The 17,772-nt window shown below is 37.9% G+C and carries 20 protein-coding genes; 11 read left to right on the top strand and 9 right to left on the bottom strand.

Going from position 1 to position 17,772, the window contains the following annotated elements; all coding sequences use genetic code 11:
- Position 1: 1 nt before the first annotated feature.
- The 4 genes from AM279_RS06645 to AM279_RS06630 all read right to left on the bottom strand — a co-directional run bounded on the left by AM279_RS06645 (position 2) and on the right by AM279_RS06630 (position 3,317).
- Entirely contained in the window at positions 2-1,462 is a 1,461-nt protein-coding gene (locus AM279_RS06645) for a DUF3945 domain-containing protein (RefSeq protein ID WP_054406963.1), read from the bottom strand.
- A gap of 85 nt (positions 1,463-1,547) precedes the next feature.
- On the bottom strand, positions 1,548-1,856 hold the full coding sequence (locus AM279_RS06640; protein ID WP_002978404.1) for a helix-turn-helix domain-containing protein: 309 nt from the start codon (positions 1,854-1,856) through the stop codon (positions 1,548-1,550).
- A 12-nt stretch (positions 1,857-1,868) separates the two neighbouring features.
- Positions 1,869-2,222: a helix-turn-helix domain-containing protein gene (locus tag AM279_RS06635; RefSeq protein WP_054406962.1), complete on the bottom strand. Its 354-nt coding sequence runs from the start codon at positions 2,220-2,222 to the stop codon at positions 1,869-1,871.
- A 249-nt stretch (positions 2,223-2,471) separates the two neighbouring features.
- Positions 2,472-3,317: an RteC domain-containing protein gene (locus AM279_RS06630; RefSeq protein WP_054406961.1), complete on the bottom strand. Its 846-nt coding sequence runs from the start codon at positions 3,315-3,317 to the stop codon at positions 2,472-2,474.
- A gap of 424 nt (positions 3,318-3,741) precedes the next feature.
- Here AM279_RS06630 and AM279_RS06625 point away from each other — a divergent pair, with 424 nt between their 5' ends.
- A complete protein-coding gene (locus AM279_RS06625; protein ID WP_054406960.1) occupies positions 3,742-4,506 on the top strand; it encodes an SDR family NAD(P)-dependent oxidoreductase in 765 nt (254 codons plus the stop codon).
- Positions 4,507-4,522: 16 nt separating this feature from the next.
- Complete coding sequence (locus AM279_RS06620; protein ID WP_054406959.1) at positions 4,523-5,446, top strand: helix-turn-helix domain-containing protein; 924 nt, start codon at positions 4,523-4,525, stop codon at positions 5,444-5,446.
- A 113-nt stretch (positions 5,447-5,559) separates the two neighbouring features.
- On the opposite strand, the gene AM279_RS06615 is transcribed toward AM279_RS06620, so the two are convergent.
- The 3 genes from AM279_RS06615 to AM279_RS06605 form a co-directional block, all read right to left on the bottom strand.
- Positions 5,560-6,651 (bottom strand): DNA alkylation repair protein, encoded by a 1,092-nt coding sequence (locus AM279_RS06615; protein WP_054406958.1) that lies wholly within the window; start codon positions 6,649-6,651, stop codon positions 5,560-5,562.
- Between the two features lie 70 nt (positions 6,652-6,721).
- Positions 6,722-7,024: a putative quinol monooxygenase gene (locus tag AM279_RS06610; protein ID WP_054406957.1), complete on the bottom strand. Its 303-nt coding sequence runs from the start codon at positions 7,022-7,024 to the stop codon at positions 6,722-6,724.
- A 6-nt stretch (positions 7,025-7,030) separates the two neighbouring features.
- Entirely contained in the window at positions 7,031-7,663 is a 633-nt protein-coding gene (locus AM279_RS06605; RefSeq protein ID WP_054406956.1) for a nitroreductase family protein, read from the bottom strand.
- A gap of 131 nt (positions 7,664-7,794) precedes the next feature.
- Here AM279_RS06605 and AM279_RS06600 point away from each other — a divergent pair, with 131 nt between their 5' ends.
- The 8 genes from AM279_RS06600 (at position 7,795) to AM279_RS06565 (ending at position 14,546) form a co-directional block, all read left to right on the top strand.
- Positions 7,795-8,175, top strand: coding sequence for a winged helix-turn-helix transcriptional regulator (locus AM279_RS06600; RefSeq protein ID WP_054406955.1), 381 nt, complete (start codon positions 7,795-7,797; stop codon positions 8,173-8,175).
- Positions 8,176-8,308: 133 nt separating this feature from the next.
- The gene (locus AM279_RS06595) at positions 8,309-9,145 is read left to right on the top strand and encodes an SDR family NAD(P)-dependent oxidoreductase (protein WP_054406954.1); all 837 of its coding nucleotides are present in this window, start codon (positions 8,309-8,311) and stop codon (positions 9,143-9,145) included.
- A gap of 96 nt (positions 9,146-9,241) precedes the next feature.
- Positions 9,242-10,192, top strand: coding sequence for a helix-turn-helix domain-containing protein (locus AM279_RS06590; RefSeq protein WP_054406953.1), 951 nt, complete (start codon positions 9,242-9,244; stop codon positions 10,190-10,192).
- A gap of 377 nt (positions 10,193-10,569) precedes the next feature.
- On the top strand, positions 10,570-11,310 hold the full coding sequence (locus AM279_RS06585; RefSeq protein WP_054406952.1) for an SDR family oxidoreductase: 741 nt from the start codon (positions 10,570-10,572) through the stop codon (positions 11,308-11,310).
- A 21-nt stretch (positions 11,311-11,331) separates the two neighbouring features.
- Positions 11,332-12,237, top strand: a complete 906-nt coding sequence (locus AM279_RS06580; RefSeq protein ID WP_054406951.1) for a helix-turn-helix domain-containing protein — start codon at positions 11,332-11,334, stop codon at positions 12,235-12,237.
- 102 nt (positions 12,238-12,339) lie between these two features.
- Positions 12,340-13,296, top strand: coding sequence for an NADP-dependent oxidoreductase (locus tag AM279_RS06575; RefSeq protein WP_054406950.1), 957 nt, complete (start codon positions 12,340-12,342; stop codon positions 13,294-13,296).
- A gap of 26 nt (positions 13,297-13,322) precedes the next feature.
- The gene (locus AM279_RS06570; RefSeq protein ID WP_054406949.1) at positions 13,323-13,781 is read left to right on the top strand and encodes an ester cyclase; all 459 of its coding nucleotides are present in this window, start codon (positions 13,323-13,325) and stop codon (positions 13,779-13,781) included.
- A gap of 15 nt (positions 13,782-13,796) precedes the next feature.
- Complete coding sequence (locus tag AM279_RS06565; protein ID WP_054406948.1) at positions 13,797-14,546, top strand: SDR family oxidoreductase; 750 nt, start codon at positions 13,797-13,799, stop codon at positions 14,544-14,546.
- 327 nt (positions 14,547-14,873) lie between these two features.
- Here AM279_RS06565 and AM279_RS06555 read toward each other — a convergent pair whose 3' ends face one another.
- Positions 14,874-15,419, bottom strand: coding sequence for a TetR/AcrR family transcriptional regulator (locus AM279_RS06555; RefSeq protein WP_054406946.1), 546 nt, complete (start codon positions 15,417-15,419; stop codon positions 14,874-14,876).
- A gap of 193 nt (positions 15,420-15,612) precedes the next feature.
- Between AM279_RS06555 and AM279_RS06550 the strand changes: the two genes are divergently transcribed.
- Complete coding sequence (locus AM279_RS06550; protein WP_054406945.1) at positions 15,613-16,434, top strand: universal stress protein; 822 nt, start codon at positions 15,613-15,615, stop codon at positions 16,432-16,434.
- A gap of 149 nt (positions 16,435-16,583) precedes the next feature.
- Here the strand turns inward: AM279_RS06550 and AM279_RS06545 are convergent, their stop codons facing one another.
- On the bottom strand, positions 16,584-16,982 hold the full coding sequence (locus tag AM279_RS06545; protein WP_262494145.1) for an SDR family oxidoreductase: 399 nt from the start codon (positions 16,980-16,982) through the stop codon (positions 16,584-16,586).
- Between the last annotated feature and the right edge of the window lie 790 nt (positions 16,983-17,772).

Genomic DNA, 17,772 nt, shown 5'->3' with positions numbered 1-17,772 from the left:
ATTACATTTTTCTGCCTTTGGATTTTGCAGGCTTGTTATCCTGTTGTTCCTGCTGTTTTTCATTTTTAGGTCTTTGCTGCCCGGACTTCAAAGGCTCTTGGACGTTCTTAGTCGCTTCGTTGGTTTTACCCTCCGAATTAACGGCAGTCTGCGTTTTATGAGTTTCAGCAGGTTCAACCCGTGCTTTATACTGACCGGGGAACTCAAAGTTGGTCTTTCCAGTATCTTTGTCGAAAGTGATATAACCCTTATACGGTTGGTCTTTTTTATCTTTCAGTTCAACATATATGGTTTGTCCGGCTTTGAACTTGTTATACTGCTCATAATCCAGTTCTTTGCCCCTGAAAGTTCTTGGAGCTTCCTGCGGTTGGTTTTGCTGATTGCTTTGTTGGGTATTCTGTTGGTTCGTTTGGGCTTGCTGATTGTTGTTGCTTCTGTCAAACAGGAACTCAACGTATCGTTTGTCCGCATTGAATTGTACCGTTGCCGAAAACTCCGTTCCCTTAGCGGAAATCATACCCTCTAAATAGAGCGGTTTGCCCTCCATCAAAATTTGTTTTTGTTCCTCATTCAGCTTTACGCCCTTAATTTCATCGGGGATTTTTATAAACTCCGTGCGTAGTGCAATCACATCATTTGTCAGCCTGTCAATGCTGATAATGGACGGCATCAGTTCGCCTGTTTTGGAATTTACGAGATTGACCACACGCCCCATATTGCCCGTTTCGAGCAGGTTTTTCTTGTCTTCGTCCGTAAACTTGTGACCGAAAAACTCAAAGTGCAGGTTAGGTTCTTTTTTGATACCGTGTATTGCCACGATAACATTGCCGTCTTCGCCTTGCTGTAAAGACAGGCGGGCATCTGTGCGGAGGATAGAGCCACCGAGGTTAATACCTATCGGTAAAAGCTCATTGGTTTTGTAACCTCTTAACAAAGGGTCGAGCAGGTTTCTTTTTTCAAGATACTCTTTGCTTAATCCGAGGTTTTTCATTGTGTCCCAATCAATCTGCTCCGGCTTGTAGCGGTATTCGCTTGCTTCCGTTGTTGTTTGTGCTGTTGCCATATTATTTTGATTTTCTTGTTTTTTATCCGGTCGGGGTTCTGCTTTCATTTCGTATTCTTTCAGCACTTTTTCGCCTTGTGGAGTAGGCTTATCTACGTGCTTTTGTAATTCCTCTGCTTTTTCAGCAGCAACCGGGGCAGGCACTTTGAAGAAAGTAAAGTTTGTAGGGTTCTTTAACTGGCTGAAAAAATTGGAAAAGAAGTTGGAAAAGAAATCGCCGCTTTTATCCACACGCATAAACTGGTTTTGATTTTTTTTCGTGGGGTCAACGGTTTCCATTTTTCCGTTTTCGTCGATACTTTTTACTGCCTGGATTTTCATTTTCTCTTTATCCAGTACAAGTAATATGTCCGAAAGCTGTTCGGGCATTTCCTGTTTATTTGTTGTTTCTTCACTCATAGTCTGAAAATTTTAAAAATTCACGGTCGAATGTAAAGGAAGCCTTCACTGATTTGCACTATGTGGCACTCAAAGGCAGTGTTTGTCACTTATTGGCATCCAGTTTGGGCAAGGGTGGGTTAAAACTTTCCCTGATGAACTGATGCACATCGGACAGCTTGTAATACAGTTTTCCACTAATGGTATAATAAGGAAGTTTGCCAATGGAGCGATACCGTTGCAGGGAACGGTTACTTATTTTCAGCATTTGCAATAAATCCTGATTATCAAGTAACTCTTCGCCGTCTATGCTGTTCCGTTTCTTTTGTAAATCGTCTATGTGGTTGCCGAGAATGTCCAGCCTGTCCATTATGCGTTCCATCCACGCCACAAATTCCATTTTGTCGATATTCATACGGGTACGCTTTTAATGATTACCTGATTTCAGCTTTCTGCCTTTCTCGATATAGCTTTTGCCTTTCGCCATAAGCTGCTCCACATATTCATCGGTGGTCTGCACGGCGTTAGCATTGAGCATTTCCTTGATAGCACCAATCGTATAGTAATACTGCCCGTACATTTTTGAAAAGGCTATCTGCCCGTTGGTGCGCATACGCCACAATGTTTTTTCGCTGATGTGGAGATACTGGCAGACTTCGTGATTGTTAAGCCATAAGCTGTCGTAGCTTGTATCTTCCAGTTTGAGGATATATTCGCTAATGGCTTTCAACCGTTCGTTGAGGTGCTTCCACACTTCTTCGTCAATTGTTATAATGTTCATAGCACTGTTGTTTAATATTCACAGGACAAAATTCAGAAGTGTGGTAGTGTTTGTCTGCCAATGCTTGCCCATTGGTTTGGCACTTTTTTGATTTTTTTTGCAATGAGAAAAACCCTTGTAAAACAAGGATTTCAGTGTGTTGCTCCTATTTTCAAATAGCCTTCTGCCAGCATTTGCCAATTGGCAGATATGGGCAAATAAAAAGCAGTACATTTTGTGTACTGCTTTAAAAAACCTATGCTGATATTGCTAAAGGTCTCTATCCATATACTCTTCGAGGGAAATTTTGAGTTGGTCTAAAAACGCCGTACGGGAGCCTGCCCTGGTTTTCATCCTATGGAAAGAATGATGTATATCGTTCAGGGGCGTTCGGAATAAGATTTGAAAAATCAATGCTAATTTCCTGATGCCTATTTTACCATATGCAATAGAATTGGAAGCATACAAAGCGTAAATCAATTCTATAAGCGCATTTTGCGAGTTAGTCCACGAAATTTCTTTGCTTGCATCGCCATTCATTAAAATCGTATCAGGATTTTTTTCGGGGTTTATTTTGGTAAGCAAAAAAGTATATAGTAATTCATTGGCTATAATATGGGCAACTTTGTTATCGTAATAAGTAGAAAAGCTAAGGTCAATTTCAAATACGCCACTCTTTAAACCATCGTGGTAATTGATTTTTCCAAGCATGAAATAATTATGGTCACGGTCAGTTCTGCCTGAACGATAATACCTGTAAAAATCCTCACTACATATGCTTTCCTTATATTCGGATTTTAGGATTTTTAGTTGGCCTTCAAAATGGCTTTGGTGTATTCGTCCAGTATTTACAGGACAGGTAGTTTCAATGCGGAATACTTTATTGTAATAAATAAGTTTTCCTAAAATCTGCGGTTTAATGTTCTTGAAAAAATTGATTTCCTGCTGTTCGTCCTTAAATCCGGTCTTTAAGACTTTCATCTTTATAGTAAACAGCATTTCCTTTAGGAATAAGGTCATTTGGTAAGCCTCATTTGCAGTTTGCATCATTTTGGCAGACAGCTTGTCTTCCTGATGCTGAATTTCCGATAATATTTTGTTCAACACGATTTCCATAGCTTAGACGTTTAGATATTAGCACTATTTGTTTCGGATTACATCTTCGTTGATTTGCCAAAAATTGGAAATATTGATGAAACCAATATCACAGGTTACCCCCATATTGGGAAAGATTTATTTCTAATTAAGGTTTCTTAAGAGTAAGACGATTTTGATACTTATTACTCTTTTAATTATTCTGGGGCATAATTATCTACAATGATTCAATAAAAAAACAGTATTTAGTGAAATCGTAGAGTGTTCAAAATATAAAATAAAATTTCCAACGTAATCTAATACATGTAATTGCAAATTTCCATTCTGATGTATGAAGGAATATATAAACAAGCATTTAGGCTAAACAATCATGAAATTTGGATAAATCAACACCTCCGAAATAATTGAACTTTGTACCAACTGTAAATATCAAAACTATAAAACAATGAATCAAAACAAGAAAATTGCGTTGGTAACGGGTGGAAGTCGCGGATTGGGTAAGAATATGGCATTAGCTATTGCAAAAAAAGGTATTGACGTGGTGTTAACATACAATTCCAACAATGAGGAAGCCGAGAAAGTTGTTTCGGAAATTAAGGCTTTAGGACAAAAAGCAATCGCCTTGCAGCTGGACATAAGAAATATAGGATCATTCGACAATTTCACTAAAGAAGTAAGTGAATATTTGACAGAAGAAAACGGAAGTCCAAATTTCGACTATTTGATCAATAATGCGGGAACTTCCCTATATGCGACGATTGATACGGTAAACGAAGAACAGGTAGATGATATGTTCAACACACATTACAAAGGCGTGTTATTTTTAATTCAAAAGTCGTTACCTTTCCTTAATGATGGTGGTGGCATTGTAAACATTTCTTCGAATCTTGCCCGCTTTGCTTTTTCAAACTTTTCCGTTTATGCTTCAATGAAGGGAGCTATAGAAGTATTTACCAAATACTTAGCAAAAGAATTAGGCCCGAGAGGAATCCGTGCAAATATCATTGCTCCCGGTGCTATTGAAACTGATTTTGGTGGTGGTGTAGTGCGGGATACTAAAGAACTGAACAATTACATTTCCAGTGCCACAGCACTCGGCCGCGTGGGATTGCCGAATGATATTGGCGGTGTTGTTGCTTTTTTGTGTACGGATGATGCGGGATGGATAAATGCTCAGCGTATAGAGGTAACTGGTGGCCACAACATTTAATCATTACATTTGCAATATGGGAAGTAAAACACCGAGACGATTTAAGACGATTGCAGAATTTTATCATTATAACGAAATACCCCTTCCCGAGCATCCCTTAGTCGGTATTATTGATTATAAAACCATTAAGCAGTTTAGGGAGCAGGACCCAGTTGGGATGGTGTTTGACTTTTACGCTATTTCATTAAAAAGAGGTGCAGAAAAAATGTTTTACGGTCAAAGGCAATACAACTTTGAACAAGGTGTCATGTGTTTTATGGCTCCCAATCAGGTTTTGCGGTTTCAGCAAATCCAGAAGGCAATTGATAATCAGAAACCTTCAGGATGGATCTTGTGCATCCATCCTGATCTGCTTTGGAATACACATTTAGCTAAAACGATGAGCCGTTACGAATACTTTGATTACTCTGTCAACGAAGCATTGCTTCTTTCACATAAAGAAGAGGAAACGCTCATGGGAATTATTAACAACATTCGATACGAGTTCACTTCGAATATCGATAAATTCAGCAAACAAATTATCATTTCACAACTCGAGAGCCTTCTAAATTATTCGGAACGTTTTTACAACCGTCAGTTTATCACCAGTGAAAAAGCTAATCACAAGATTTTAGAAAGCGTAGAAGAAATATTGAATGAATATTTCAAAAATGAGGAGCTGATGTGCACTGGTTTGCCGAAGGTCCAATATGTTGCAGATAAATTGTGTGTTACTCCGAAATATCTAAGCGGATTGCTTAAATCGATGACTGGAGAAAATACTCAGCAGCTAATTCATAAAAAGCTAATTGAAAAAGCCAAAGAAAAATTATCCACTACAGATCTTTCCGTAAGTGAAATTGCCTATCAACTTGGCTTTGAACATCTTCCATCTTTTAGCAAGCTCTTTAAGCAGAAAACCAATCAAAGTCCGCTGCAATTTAGGACGAGTTTCAATTAGATAGATTACCCTAACCTATGTACATTCAAAATTCCATCTTAACCTTTCGTAGGTCGATGAATGCAACCCAAATAACCAGACGGGGCTATTGACCTGCATAATATTCGTATTCTTTACGTTTGTAAGGTAAAATCTAATCGGTCATGCTCTATGCCATTTATGATTATTGCTATCTGATGCAAGCCTGCATAATATTTTCGGGTGGTAATGAATCGGAATGAGTGTTTTTTGGAAATGTCGGTTTGCTGATTTTCCTCAAGCATCTTTTCACTAATTTTAAATACCTTTTTTGCCAAGGTTCTATTGGCTTTTTGAAAATAAATAGCATATTCAAGTCGAACTTTTTTACGGGTCTTAACTGAATTTCTCAATGAAAATGAAAATAACATTTCATTACCCATATACACCATCGTTGTGTGAATTTGAAAGTTCAATAAGATAAGTCCATTTACATCAAGACCATAAAGTGCCATTATCTCAGGATGCCCTTGTTTAAATAAGGTTCGGCAAGCGTGTTTTACAATAGCATCGGTCTCTTTAGAATGACCAGTCCATTCCTGTGCAACATGAACCAATAATTGAGGATTATCTTTAGATATATCATTGAGATTATTAGCCACGCTTCTACGCACCATTTCTGAGGGATCATTTTTCAAATTCTCCAGTATTGGTAGCAGTGGAGTAGGATCTTTTTTGAGAGCAGGAATTGCCATCGCCCAAGGCAAACGCGAACGACTGCCTTCACTTGCCAACCGTCTCACCTGTGGATGTGGATCTTGGGAGAACTTGAGCATTTCGGCAATCATCGCATCGCCGTACCGAATAATAAAAGGACGAACCGCAAATTCACAACTGATGAATCGGGTAATGCGGTCAAAAGCTTTTACTGACGTTTCAAAATAGTCTAATCCATAGGTCTCTATATAGTCCGGGAATATGACATGTTCCAAGCCTCCATTGATTGCTTGGTGTTGGTATTCCGCAACAATCTTTCGCAATACAACTACTGCGTCGGAATAGTTGGCAGGCATAAAACGATGAAGCACTTTTGTCGTGTGCTTGACGCGTTCCTTCCATTCCATCTGCTCAAAATCACTATTCATCACCTGGCTGATGAAATCTTGCGGAGAGAATGAAGGCCGTACTTTGTGGATAATAGTAGCAAGCTGACTATAAAATCCTAACGAATAAATATCTTTAACCAATTACACTTTGTTTTATATTAAAAGCAAAGAAAGACTCTTCTATAAAAAAAAGTCTTTCTAAAGCCCCAGATTATGCTTCCCGCGGATCCCGTTCGTTAGTAGCATCGTACTTCTTCACTTCGTTGCGCATTACCGGACCCCATTTTGTAAAAATAGCTATTACTTCTTTTTGTGCTAAATGGACGTCTAACGATTGCTGGTCTTTCCATCGTTCCAAAACCAGCACACTGCCTTGTTCTTTATCATCCAGTGTAAAAGAAATAGAAATACATCCTGGATTTTTTGTTCCCAGCCACATGGTACTACGTGCCTCGGCTACAAACTCATCTACCTTTGAAGGGTCTACATATACATTTCCCGCAATAATAATCATATCGTTTTATTTAATTTCAGTTGAGAATTCAGTTATGGGCAATCTTGTCTTTTTGAGAGAAGCAAGAAAATCATTAGCTTGATCACGATATCCTAACGAAAGAATAACCGAACAATGGAGACCTTTATCTGTCAACCCCAATACTTTATCAAACACATTGGCATCAAACCCTTCCATGGGCGTTGAATCTACTTTCAATGCTGCCGCTGCAATTAACGCAGTTCCCAATCCGATATATGCTTGTTTTGATGACCATATTGCATTTTGTTCTGCTGTCTGTGTAGAAAAAAAACTTATTAGGTTATCGGCGAACTCGCTTAGGGCACCAGGCTCCATTTCCCGCTGACGCTCCATCATGGAGACATATTCTGTGATATAGCCTGTCGTGATTCGGTTCATACCTGCAAAAACGAGTAAATGGGAAGATTCCCCGATCTGGCTGTTAAAGGATCCTTCTGCCAGCTGTTTTTTCACTTCAGGATTGCTGATCACAAAAAGACGATATGGTTGCAATCCGCAAGATGATGCGCTTAAATTAACAGCTTCTACAATTTGGGCAACCAGCTTTTCACTGACGGTTTGTGATGTATATTTTTTAGTAGCGTATCGCCACTGTAAATCTTGAATTAAATCTGTCATACCTTAAAATTTTTGTGCAAACTTAAAACAATATTATTTACTTTTGTTACCTTGTGACAAAAAGTAATGGTGACAAACGGGTAACCAAGTACACCTTATGAAATTTCTATCATCTATAAATTGATAAAATAATGAAAAAAGTAGAAGGTATATTAAAAGACTGTAGCCAAAATATTTTGGCCATCGGAGATACGATGGACGTTTTAAGTGGAAGATGGAAAATGTCGATTATCGCTTGTTTGTGTTACCAACCGATGCGCTATTCCGAGCTGTTAAAACAGGTGCAAGGTATTTCGGGGAAAATGCTCAGCAGGGAATTGAAAGATCTGGAAATGAACGAGCTGATCGAACGAAATGTCCTGGATACTGCTCCTGTCGCTGTGGAATACCGAATTACAGATTATGGAAAATCCCTTAAACAATTAACAGAAAATATTGCGGACTGGGGGATTCAGCATCGTAAGCGCATCATTCAAAATATGAAAGATAGCGTAGCGATTTCAGATAACTAAAAAATAAAGAAATCGGAATAATTGGTTTTCCTTGTACCATCATCCGCATTTTGGTTAAAAATATCCTCGTTTTAGTAACGCATGCTTGTCCATTTAGAACCAACTTTGCATAACAAATTCAAACAATTTAAAAATGGAAAATAGACAAACAGAAAAGGTGTGGTTCATCACAGGATCATCGAGAGGTTTCGGAAGAATATGGACTGAAGCTGCTCTGAAACGTGGAGACAAAGTTGCCGCTTCGGCACGCAATGTAAACAGTATCGCAGTATTGAAAGAAACATATGGCGATCAGGTGTTAACCCTTGAAGTGGATGTGACAAATCCTGAACAAGTCCAAAACGCAATAGTACACACTAAAGAATATTTTGGAAGGTTGGATGTCGTAGTTAATAATGCCGGATATTCTTTGGTAGGAACTATTGAAGAGAGCCATACCGATGAGGTAAAAGAGATGTATGAAACCAATATTATGGGGTCTATCCACGTGATACAGGCTGCACTACCTATATTTCGTTCGCAAGGTTATGGTCATATTTTGGGTACATCCAGTGCCGTTGGTATTTATAGCAATCCACTTATTGGCTATTATTGTTCTTCAAAATTTGCCATAGAAGCTATATACGACAGTCTTTCGAAAGAAGTTGCCGGTTTGGGCATTAAAGTAACAATGATTGAACCAGGTGCGTATAATACAGAATTTGGGAGTCCTGATTCGCTAAAAATGGCAAGTAAAAACTTAGGTATTTATGATGAATTGAAAAGCAATCTGATGGCAAACCTACAAACATTGGAGCGAGGAAATCCTACAGCCACTCCTGAAGCGATTTTTGCTGTGGTAGAAGCGGAAAAACCACCTTTAAGACTATTATTGGGTAAGAATGATCTACCTTATATCAAGCAGATCTATGCAGAACGCATAGATGAGTGGGAAGCATGGAAAGCAATATCCGAAGCAGCTCAAGGATAAAGCTGTATAAATTTCATCAGAAGACATTCTATTCGCTTTTCTTTCTGAAAAAGAAAAGCGAATATTAATTAACTTGTAGAACAGATTTTTTAGAATATGGCTTCAAAAAAAGCAGGATCAGACCCAATAAGATTTAAAACATTGAGCGATGTGATGAAGGCATCCGGATTTCCACCACCCCAGCACCCCTTAATTACTTTATTAAATGGTGTTGATAGGCCAGTTGTAGGGATTGCACCTAAAAAATCTCACGTATTGAGTTATTACAAAATAGCTTTTAAACCTAATGCAGGCGGCAAACTTATTTATGGTCATACAAAATTCGATTTTAAAGAGGGCGGCTTGTTTTTCATCGCCCCCCAGCAGATGCTTTCGTCAGCCGAAGACAATCAGGAAAAGGATATTGATGAACCAAAAGTGCTAAGTCCACAAATAACATTACTCATTGATCCTGATTTTTTAGTACCTTATCCCTTAGGTCAGAAGATTAATCAATACCACTTCTTCTCGTATGCCACAAGTGAAACATTGCACCTTTCTGAAAGAGAAAAAGAAACAATAGTTGCGTTGTTTAGAAATATAGAAGAAGAGCTTGAAAATCGTATTGATGAAATGAGCCACGATGTAATCGTCTCCCAACTTGAACTATTATTAACCTATGCCCAACGTTTTTACAAAAGACAATTCCTAACCAGAAAACAGAATTATCATAGCCTTACCGAACGCATAGATCAATTATTAGAAGAGTATTTTAGCCATGATATGGCTATGAACAATGGTATTCCAACTATTAATTATTTAGCTGATCATTTGCACATGTCTGCCAGCTATCTCAGTGATTTACTAAGAAACCTTACTGGAAAAAATACGCAACAGTTGATTCACGATAAAATGATTTATCATGCTAAAAACAAGTTAGCTACTACAAATAGTAGCATTTCCGAAATAGCATTTGAATTAGGTTTTGAGCAACCCCAATCTTTCAGCAGATTGTTTAAATTAAAAACCAAACAAACTCCACAACAATATAGAACTCAATTCAATTAGTGACGGCTAACTACATTATCGAAAGGGACTTCATTTCTTATCCTACATCTCATTATTTTATAAGACATTTCGAATGACCAAAACAAAATAATTACTTAAGCATTTTGTTTTCCTGCGCATTAGAGTTCCGGAGAATCTAAAGGCTCCACCCATGGTAGAATATTTGCTCACAGAAACTGACAAAGAAATCATTTCTTTTACTACATGTCAAAAAGAATATGGCGACAAAACAAAGGACTGAGGAAAGTGCAAAACTTGCTGAACTTAAAAGTATGCTAAAACTGAGAGCTGCTTGATTCTTACCCACTACTGTTTGAATTCGCCTATTTTCTGAATTTAATTAAAACTAACTTTGCATTGATATTAAGAGAAATATTATGAAAAAATTAAATGGAAAAGTAGCCTTAGTAACAGGCTCATCCAAAGGAATCGGAGCAGTTACCGCAATAGTCTTAGCAGAAAATGGAGCGAAAGTGATCGTAAATTATAATGGAAGCAAAAATGCTGCAGAAGAAGTTGTTGAGAAAATTAAAGCTTTCGGTGGCGAAGCGATTGCTTTAAAAGCTGATGTAAGCAAAGAAACCGAAGTTGAAAATCTTTTTAATGAAGCTATTGCTGCGTTCGGCAAGTTGGACATACTCATCAATAATGCCGGCATTATGATGACCAAACCTATTGCACAAACCTCTACGGAAGATTTTGATAAGATGTTCAACATTAATGTAAAAGGCGTTTTTAACACCCTTCGTCAAGCAGCTACAAAATTGCATGATAATGGAAGTATCGTCAACCTGACCTCTACAGTTACCCGCACGCTTTTCCCTGGCTATGGTACTTATTGTGCAACAAAAGGTGCTGTGGAGCAGTTTACAAGAATCTTTGCAAAAGAAATGGGCATCCGTGGAATTAATGTGAATGCGGTCGCACCGGGACCTACCGAGACTGAACTCTTTCTGGATGGAAAATCGGAACAAGATGTGGCAAGGTTAGCAGCCAGCAATGCTTTTGGAAGATTGGGACAGCCTGAAGATATCGCTAACTTCATCGTCAATATGGCGAGCGATGATTCCAAATGGGTTTCCGGGCAAATCATAGGCGCGAATGGTGCGATGGCATAATCCTGAGATTTTAATTTTACAATGAAGAACGAAAATGAATCGCTGGAAACTTTTTACAAAGAAAAGTTAGGCATACTTCCCAGTGAAATCTTTAAGAAAACAGGACACTTCAATGTGTTTACGATGCAGGACTATACCGGTCCTGCACCTGCGTTTCCGATGCCCTACAGCCGCAAAGATTATTACAAAATTGCCTTGATCCGCGGGCCTCACATCGTTGAATATGCCGATCACACGTACCACGTAAAGCATAATATGTTAATGTTCGCCAATCCGCAGATTCCGTATAACTGGACGCCGGAAAACATACAGCCTACGGGGGCTTTCTGTGTGTTTACGGAAGACTTTATGAAAGGATATGGCAATATCAAAGATTACCCGCTTTATCAGCCTGGAGGAACACCCATCCTCGATCTTACAGATCAAGAAATGGATAAAATTATGCAGTTATTTAACAAAATGTTTACTGAAATCGAATCGGAGTATATTTACAAATATGATCTGTTGCGAAATCAGCTTTTTGAACTCATCCATAACGGGCTGCGGCTTTTACCTGCGTTAACAATCGATGATCAAAGCAAATCGAATGCAGTAAGTAGAATAAGCTCTCTCTTTCATGAACTACTGGAAAGACAATTTCCTATAGAATCTACCATGCAGCAGGTAAAACTGAAAAACCCCAAAGAATTTGCTGATCAGTTGTTTATACACACCAATCATCTGAATCGGGTGCTGAAGGAAGCCACAGGAAAAACTACCTCACAATTGATTGGCGAACGTTTAAGCACAGAAGCCAGGGCACTGTTAAAGCATACCAACTGGAATATTTCCGAAATAGGCTGGTGTCTGGGCTTTGAGGATACTTCTAATTTCGTTAAGTTTTTCAAGAAATATAGCACCACCACACCACATCAATACAGGATGTAAATCCTGTTTGATTTTGACCATTTTCGGTTTGATTGCATCTTTTCTGCTGTTACCATTCATTCTAATTTTGCTTCATCAATTAAAAAGATAAAATAATTTATTATGAAAGCGTATATTTTAGAAAAAAACGGAGGTATAAAAAACGTCAAACAAGTGCAATTGAATGATTTGGAGGCTACCGGCAGTCAGGTTTTAATAGAAACTAAGGCCATTGGTATCAATCCTGCAGATGTTCAGGTGCGTAACAGCGATTTTATGCTGAATATGATCACTGGAGGACATATACCTGAACAGGTCATCTTAGGCTGGGATGTTGCCGGTGTGGTAAAACAAGTGGGCGAGAATGTCACGGCCTTTAAACCGGGCGACGAAGTTTTCGGACTCATCAGCATGCCGGGATTGGGAAGTACCTATGCCACTCAGGTACTTGCAACCGAAGATCAATTGGTTCTTAAACCAGAAAATATCCAATTTTCAGAGGCTGGCGCTACGCCAATGGCCGCTTTGACCGCTTGGCAAGCCGTAGTTACCAAAGCTAACGTAAAACAAGGTGAAAGAGTATTGGTACATGCAGCATCAGGCGGTGTAGGACATTTTGCGGTGCAGTTCGCTAAGAATTTAGGCGCTTACGTGATCGGCACTTCATCAGCTAAAAACGAGGATTTTGTGAGAAGTTTAGGCGTTGATGAATTCTTGGACTATACCAAAGCTCCATTCGAAGAACAATTGGGGAAAGTAGATGTGGTGATCGACACCATTAATTCGGTAGAGCACATCCGGCGTTCGACTAAAGTGATTCATTTAGGTGGACGCTTGGTTTATCTGCAGCCTCATTTTGCAGAAGCATTGGAGTCATCACTTCTGGACGCGAGGATAGCAGGATTTGGCGTTTTTGTAAGTTCCTCAGCCGAGAACTTAAAGGAAATTACCTCTTTATTAGCATCAGGAAAAGTCAAAACAAAGGTTACCCAGACATTCACTTTCGATGAGTTGGCAGAGGCTCAAAATGTAGTTGAATCAGGAAGGGCAACCGGCAAAATCGTAGTTATAACAGAATAATTGAACCAAAAAAATCAAGAAAAAAAATGAATACAGAACAAATACCGTCAGGATTTATAAAAGCATTGACAGAACAGGAAATAAAAACATTAAAAGCATTTTATGGTGTATTCAGCCAGCACGACTACACTGTGGTAGATAAAGTTTTAGCACCGGATTGGCAGGATATTCCGCTGGCACCGGGTCAACAGGATGGACCGGAAGGCTACAAAGCCCTCGTACAGGGTTTCGTGAAGGCATTTCCAGATGTTCAGGTAAATATACACGAAATATTTGGTTCACACGAACGTGCAGGTGTGCGTGCAGAAATGGTTTTCACGCACAATAATGAATTTATGGGCATTCCGGCTTCGGGTAAAAAGCTAACTGTTACCATCCATGAATTTCATCATATCAAAGATGGTAAGCTGGAGAAAACCTGGCATCTGGAAGATTGGTTAGGGATGTTTGCACAGACTGGTAGCTGGCCTGTTTCTGCCCAATAACTAAAATTAGCAAATATGTATCCTGATTTAAAAGGAAAGGTAGCTCTCGTAACGGGGGCTACCAAAGGGATTGGCAGGGGAATTGCCGAAAAATTAGCATCGCATGGCGTCGATCTTATTCTAAATTACGGTTCAGATGAAAAAGCGGCTGCCGAAACAGGGATCGCTTTAGAAGAATACGGCGTGAATGTTGAGATCATCAAGGCTGATGTATCTAAACCTTTGGAAATTGAAAAGCTTTTTCAAAAAGCTTTAGATAAATTTGCGAAGGTTGATATCGTCGTTGCTAATGCAGGTGTTGAAATGGTGGACACACTATTTACAGATTATACCGAAAATGACTTTGACAGGATTTATAACCTGAACGTGAAGGGAACTTTCTTTGTCATGCAACAAGCTGCAAAACAGGTGAGCGATAACGGAAGAATTATTTTAATATCATCTACACAAACCCTTAATTCAGAAACGGGAGCAGCAGTCTATGCGTCTAGCAAAAGTGCCGGTAAAAAATTCGTTGATATTTTGAGCAAAGAATTGGGGCCTAGAAATATTACTGTCAATTCCATTATGCCGGGAGTGATTGATGAAGCCGGTGTTATTGCTACGATCTCGGAAGATTTTAAACAGCTCGTTCGCGACAATTCGCCTTTCAGAAGATTGGGAAAAGTAGAAGACGTGGGACGTGTAGTGGCATTTTTAGCTTCAGAAGAAGCTTCATACATTAATGGCGATCATCTTAAAGTTAATGGCGGTTCGAGCTTTTGAGCCGCCTCTTTTACGCTAAAAATCATAAGGATAAAGTCCAAATAATCCATCCTATTTATTAAATTTGCAGAAATGAATTACAAGGTAATCAGATGAAACGGATTGCAGTAAGCACCATTACCAAATCGTTACCGATAGTACTTCCGGTTCTCGTAAACCACTATCTATTAGCTGCTTTTGGCAACACTAATCTTTTTTTTATTAATCACATTTATTTACAACAAAGATACTGGCCATATCAACCAAAAAACAGAGCCAGTCTGCAGAAGGAAAAGCAGATCAGATTGCTCGGATTAACTTTATAAGCTTTTAATGTAAATGAAATAATTACTTGTGCAAAGTATTCAATATCTTCTCCATTTTCTTTTGGTTCAGTGCATATAATCCCAATGTATCCATAGTCCAAAATCCAACTGCAATAAGTGATCCCAATAGAACATTGACTTCATCGTCTTCATTCAGGCCACCAACTATATCGTGTGAAAACCATTTGTTCCATTGTTGACAATAGTCGTCATTGTTTGCAAGACATTTGAATATGACCTTCATCAACTTTTTATAATTTTGATCATCTCGGCATCTCATATTTACTTTCAGAAAAGCAACTGAAGGGTTTGATATATTTGTCGATCTCATTTCCTTTTCCACCCAACCTCTATATTCGTCAAATGTCTCTTGAAATAGTGTGTCAAAAATAGCTTCCTTAGTATGGAAATGATGAATTATCCCACCCTTACTTAGCCCACACTTCTTGGCTAAAGCATCAAAAGATATCTGACTTAATTCAAGATTATCTGCCAATTCAATAACTGTTTCCAGAATCAATCTTCGGTTTTCAACCGGATCCTTTTTTCTCTTATAGTTGTTGTTCATCAATCTCTTATATATGAATTAGGCATTCTTTCCTTTAAATATTTTAAATAAATATACAACAATAAATATTGAGTGATATATTGCAAAGATACCAACCATTTGGTATCTTTGCAATATAGTTTTCATCTTTACATGGAAGAAGAGATCCTAACTATAATTCAACTATACTGTTAATTAAAAATCATAATTCTTTATGAAAACAATACTCGTTGCAACAGATTTCTCAATAGGAGCTGAAAACGCTACAATATATGCCGTAAAGTATGCAAGTGAGAAGAGTGCCAAAATTATTCTTTTTCACTTGTACCATATCTCTATCCATGCACAAAATTCTCGCATGTCGGCATCATCGATGGATGAACTGGTAAAATCGGTCAAAAATAAGCATTCTAAAAAAGCAAAGAGATTGTCGGAGGAGTATGATATTGAGGTTTTACCTGTTTTGAGTATCGGTGATTTCCAGGAAGAGTTGAATAATGCAATCAATTCGACAAATGCTGACATTGTAGTGATGGGGATGCCTAAAAAATCTTTAGAACAGGATATTTTAGGCAACACAACAACGTTAGTACTGCAAAGTATCAAAATTCCATTGCTTGCTGTGCCATTAAATGCTGTATATAAGGGGCTAAAAAATATTCTCTTCGCATGTGACATAAAGAGAGGGATACATAAAACAATTTTTGAAAGAGTACAAGATATCTCTAATGGACTTGGTGCAGAAATAGAAGTTTTTCACGCCAGTAGGAAAACAGATCATAACTTTGATGAACAAGATGAAATTAATATTCTGCACTCTGTTGAGCAAGGTTTACATGGAACAAATTATTCCTACAAAAATGTTGAATCAGACAAAGTAATCGAAGCAATTAAAAGTGAAATAAGCCGTATAAATGCAGACTTACTAATAATGATTCCTTACAGATATGGCTTTTGGGGTTCCTTTGTTCACAGAAGTAAAACAAGAATAATGATTTCAAATAGTGAAATACCTCTATTGTCTTTGCCCTTATAAAAAGATAAACTGTCTTGCTAAATAATTATTGGCTGTAATCTTAGCTTGTTAATAGTTGAGTTGATCATTTTTTGTTACAGCTACCTAATTTAATAATATCAATAAGAAGCAAACCACTATCTCTTATTGATGGACATTTACATAGAAAATTAATAATTTATATAGCTTTCGAATAGGCTAGGTTTATGAAAGGTAAGCATTGGACTGTCCTCCATCGATGGCAATATTTTGCCATTTATGTAGTCTTCAATTAATAAAAATACTACAAGCTTTGCAACCTCTTCAGGCAATCCCAAACGCTTAGATATATTGTTTTTTGCAAACTCCAGCTCTGCTTGTTTTGGATTTTCGGGATTCATCTGGTCCAAAGCATCTTGCATCATAGCAGTTAATATTGCTCCTAGTGCAATTGCATTAACGGAAATACCATGTGATGCAACTTCTATAGCTGCAGTTTTAGTAATAACAGAAACCGCATGTTTTGTTGAAACATATGCCGCAGAATTTAAAATTCCTCTTAACCCTACCACTGAAACAGCGTTTACTATTCTTCCTTATTGTTGTTTCTTCATCACAGGAATAACAGTTCTCAATCCAAAAAAAACACCATTGAGATTGAGATTGACGTTGACGGTCTTATTGAAAACTTCAGGATCAAATTCATTGGTTTTACCGTAGATTTTTACGCAATAATGCTGTTGAGAAAAATGAATTTAATGCGATATCATTTTTTGCATCCAATGAAGTTGCAATTCCAAATTTTAAGATTGATACAGAAGAGCTAAGAGTATGTATTAGCCTTGCTAGGCAATTAAAAGAAGAAAATAGAAAAGAACCATTATCACCATTTCGGAAAGAAATAATCCAATACACATTTAATGCATTGTTTTACAGGATTGCAGCACAATATGTTCTTACCAATAAAAGAGAGTCCCTATACATAAATCGAAAGGAGGAAATAGCATTGCGCTTTTTTAATATTCTGAATGACAGTTTTAAAAAACATAAGGAAGTAAGTTTTTATTCAAACGCCATGAGTATTATACCTGGGCATCTTGCAAAAGTCTTAAGGAAGTTACAGTACAGGCAAAACTACAGTTGAGTTAATTAATGAGGCTTTCTATTTGAAACAAAAGTCTTGCTATCAACTTCAGAGTTGTCCATTAGTCAGATTGCATCGGATTTTATGGAACAATCAATATTGGGAAATTTTTTAAAAGGCACACAGGGACTTCTCATAGCCAATATCGAAATATTGATGCAGCACAATAGATTAACTAAAAAGGTCATTATAGACATTACTAATCAATGGTCTTAGCTAAAATTACGAAAAGCGTA

The organism is Flavobacterium akiainvivens (assembly GCF_001278115.1).
GTDB classification, from domain to species: domain Bacteria; phylum Bacteroidota; class Bacteroidia; order Flavobacteriales; family Flavobacteriaceae; genus Flavobacterium; species Flavobacterium akiainvivens.
The sequence above is the reverse complement of the archived record's forward strand: the minus strand, read 5'-3'. Positions and strand labels throughout refer to the sequence as shown.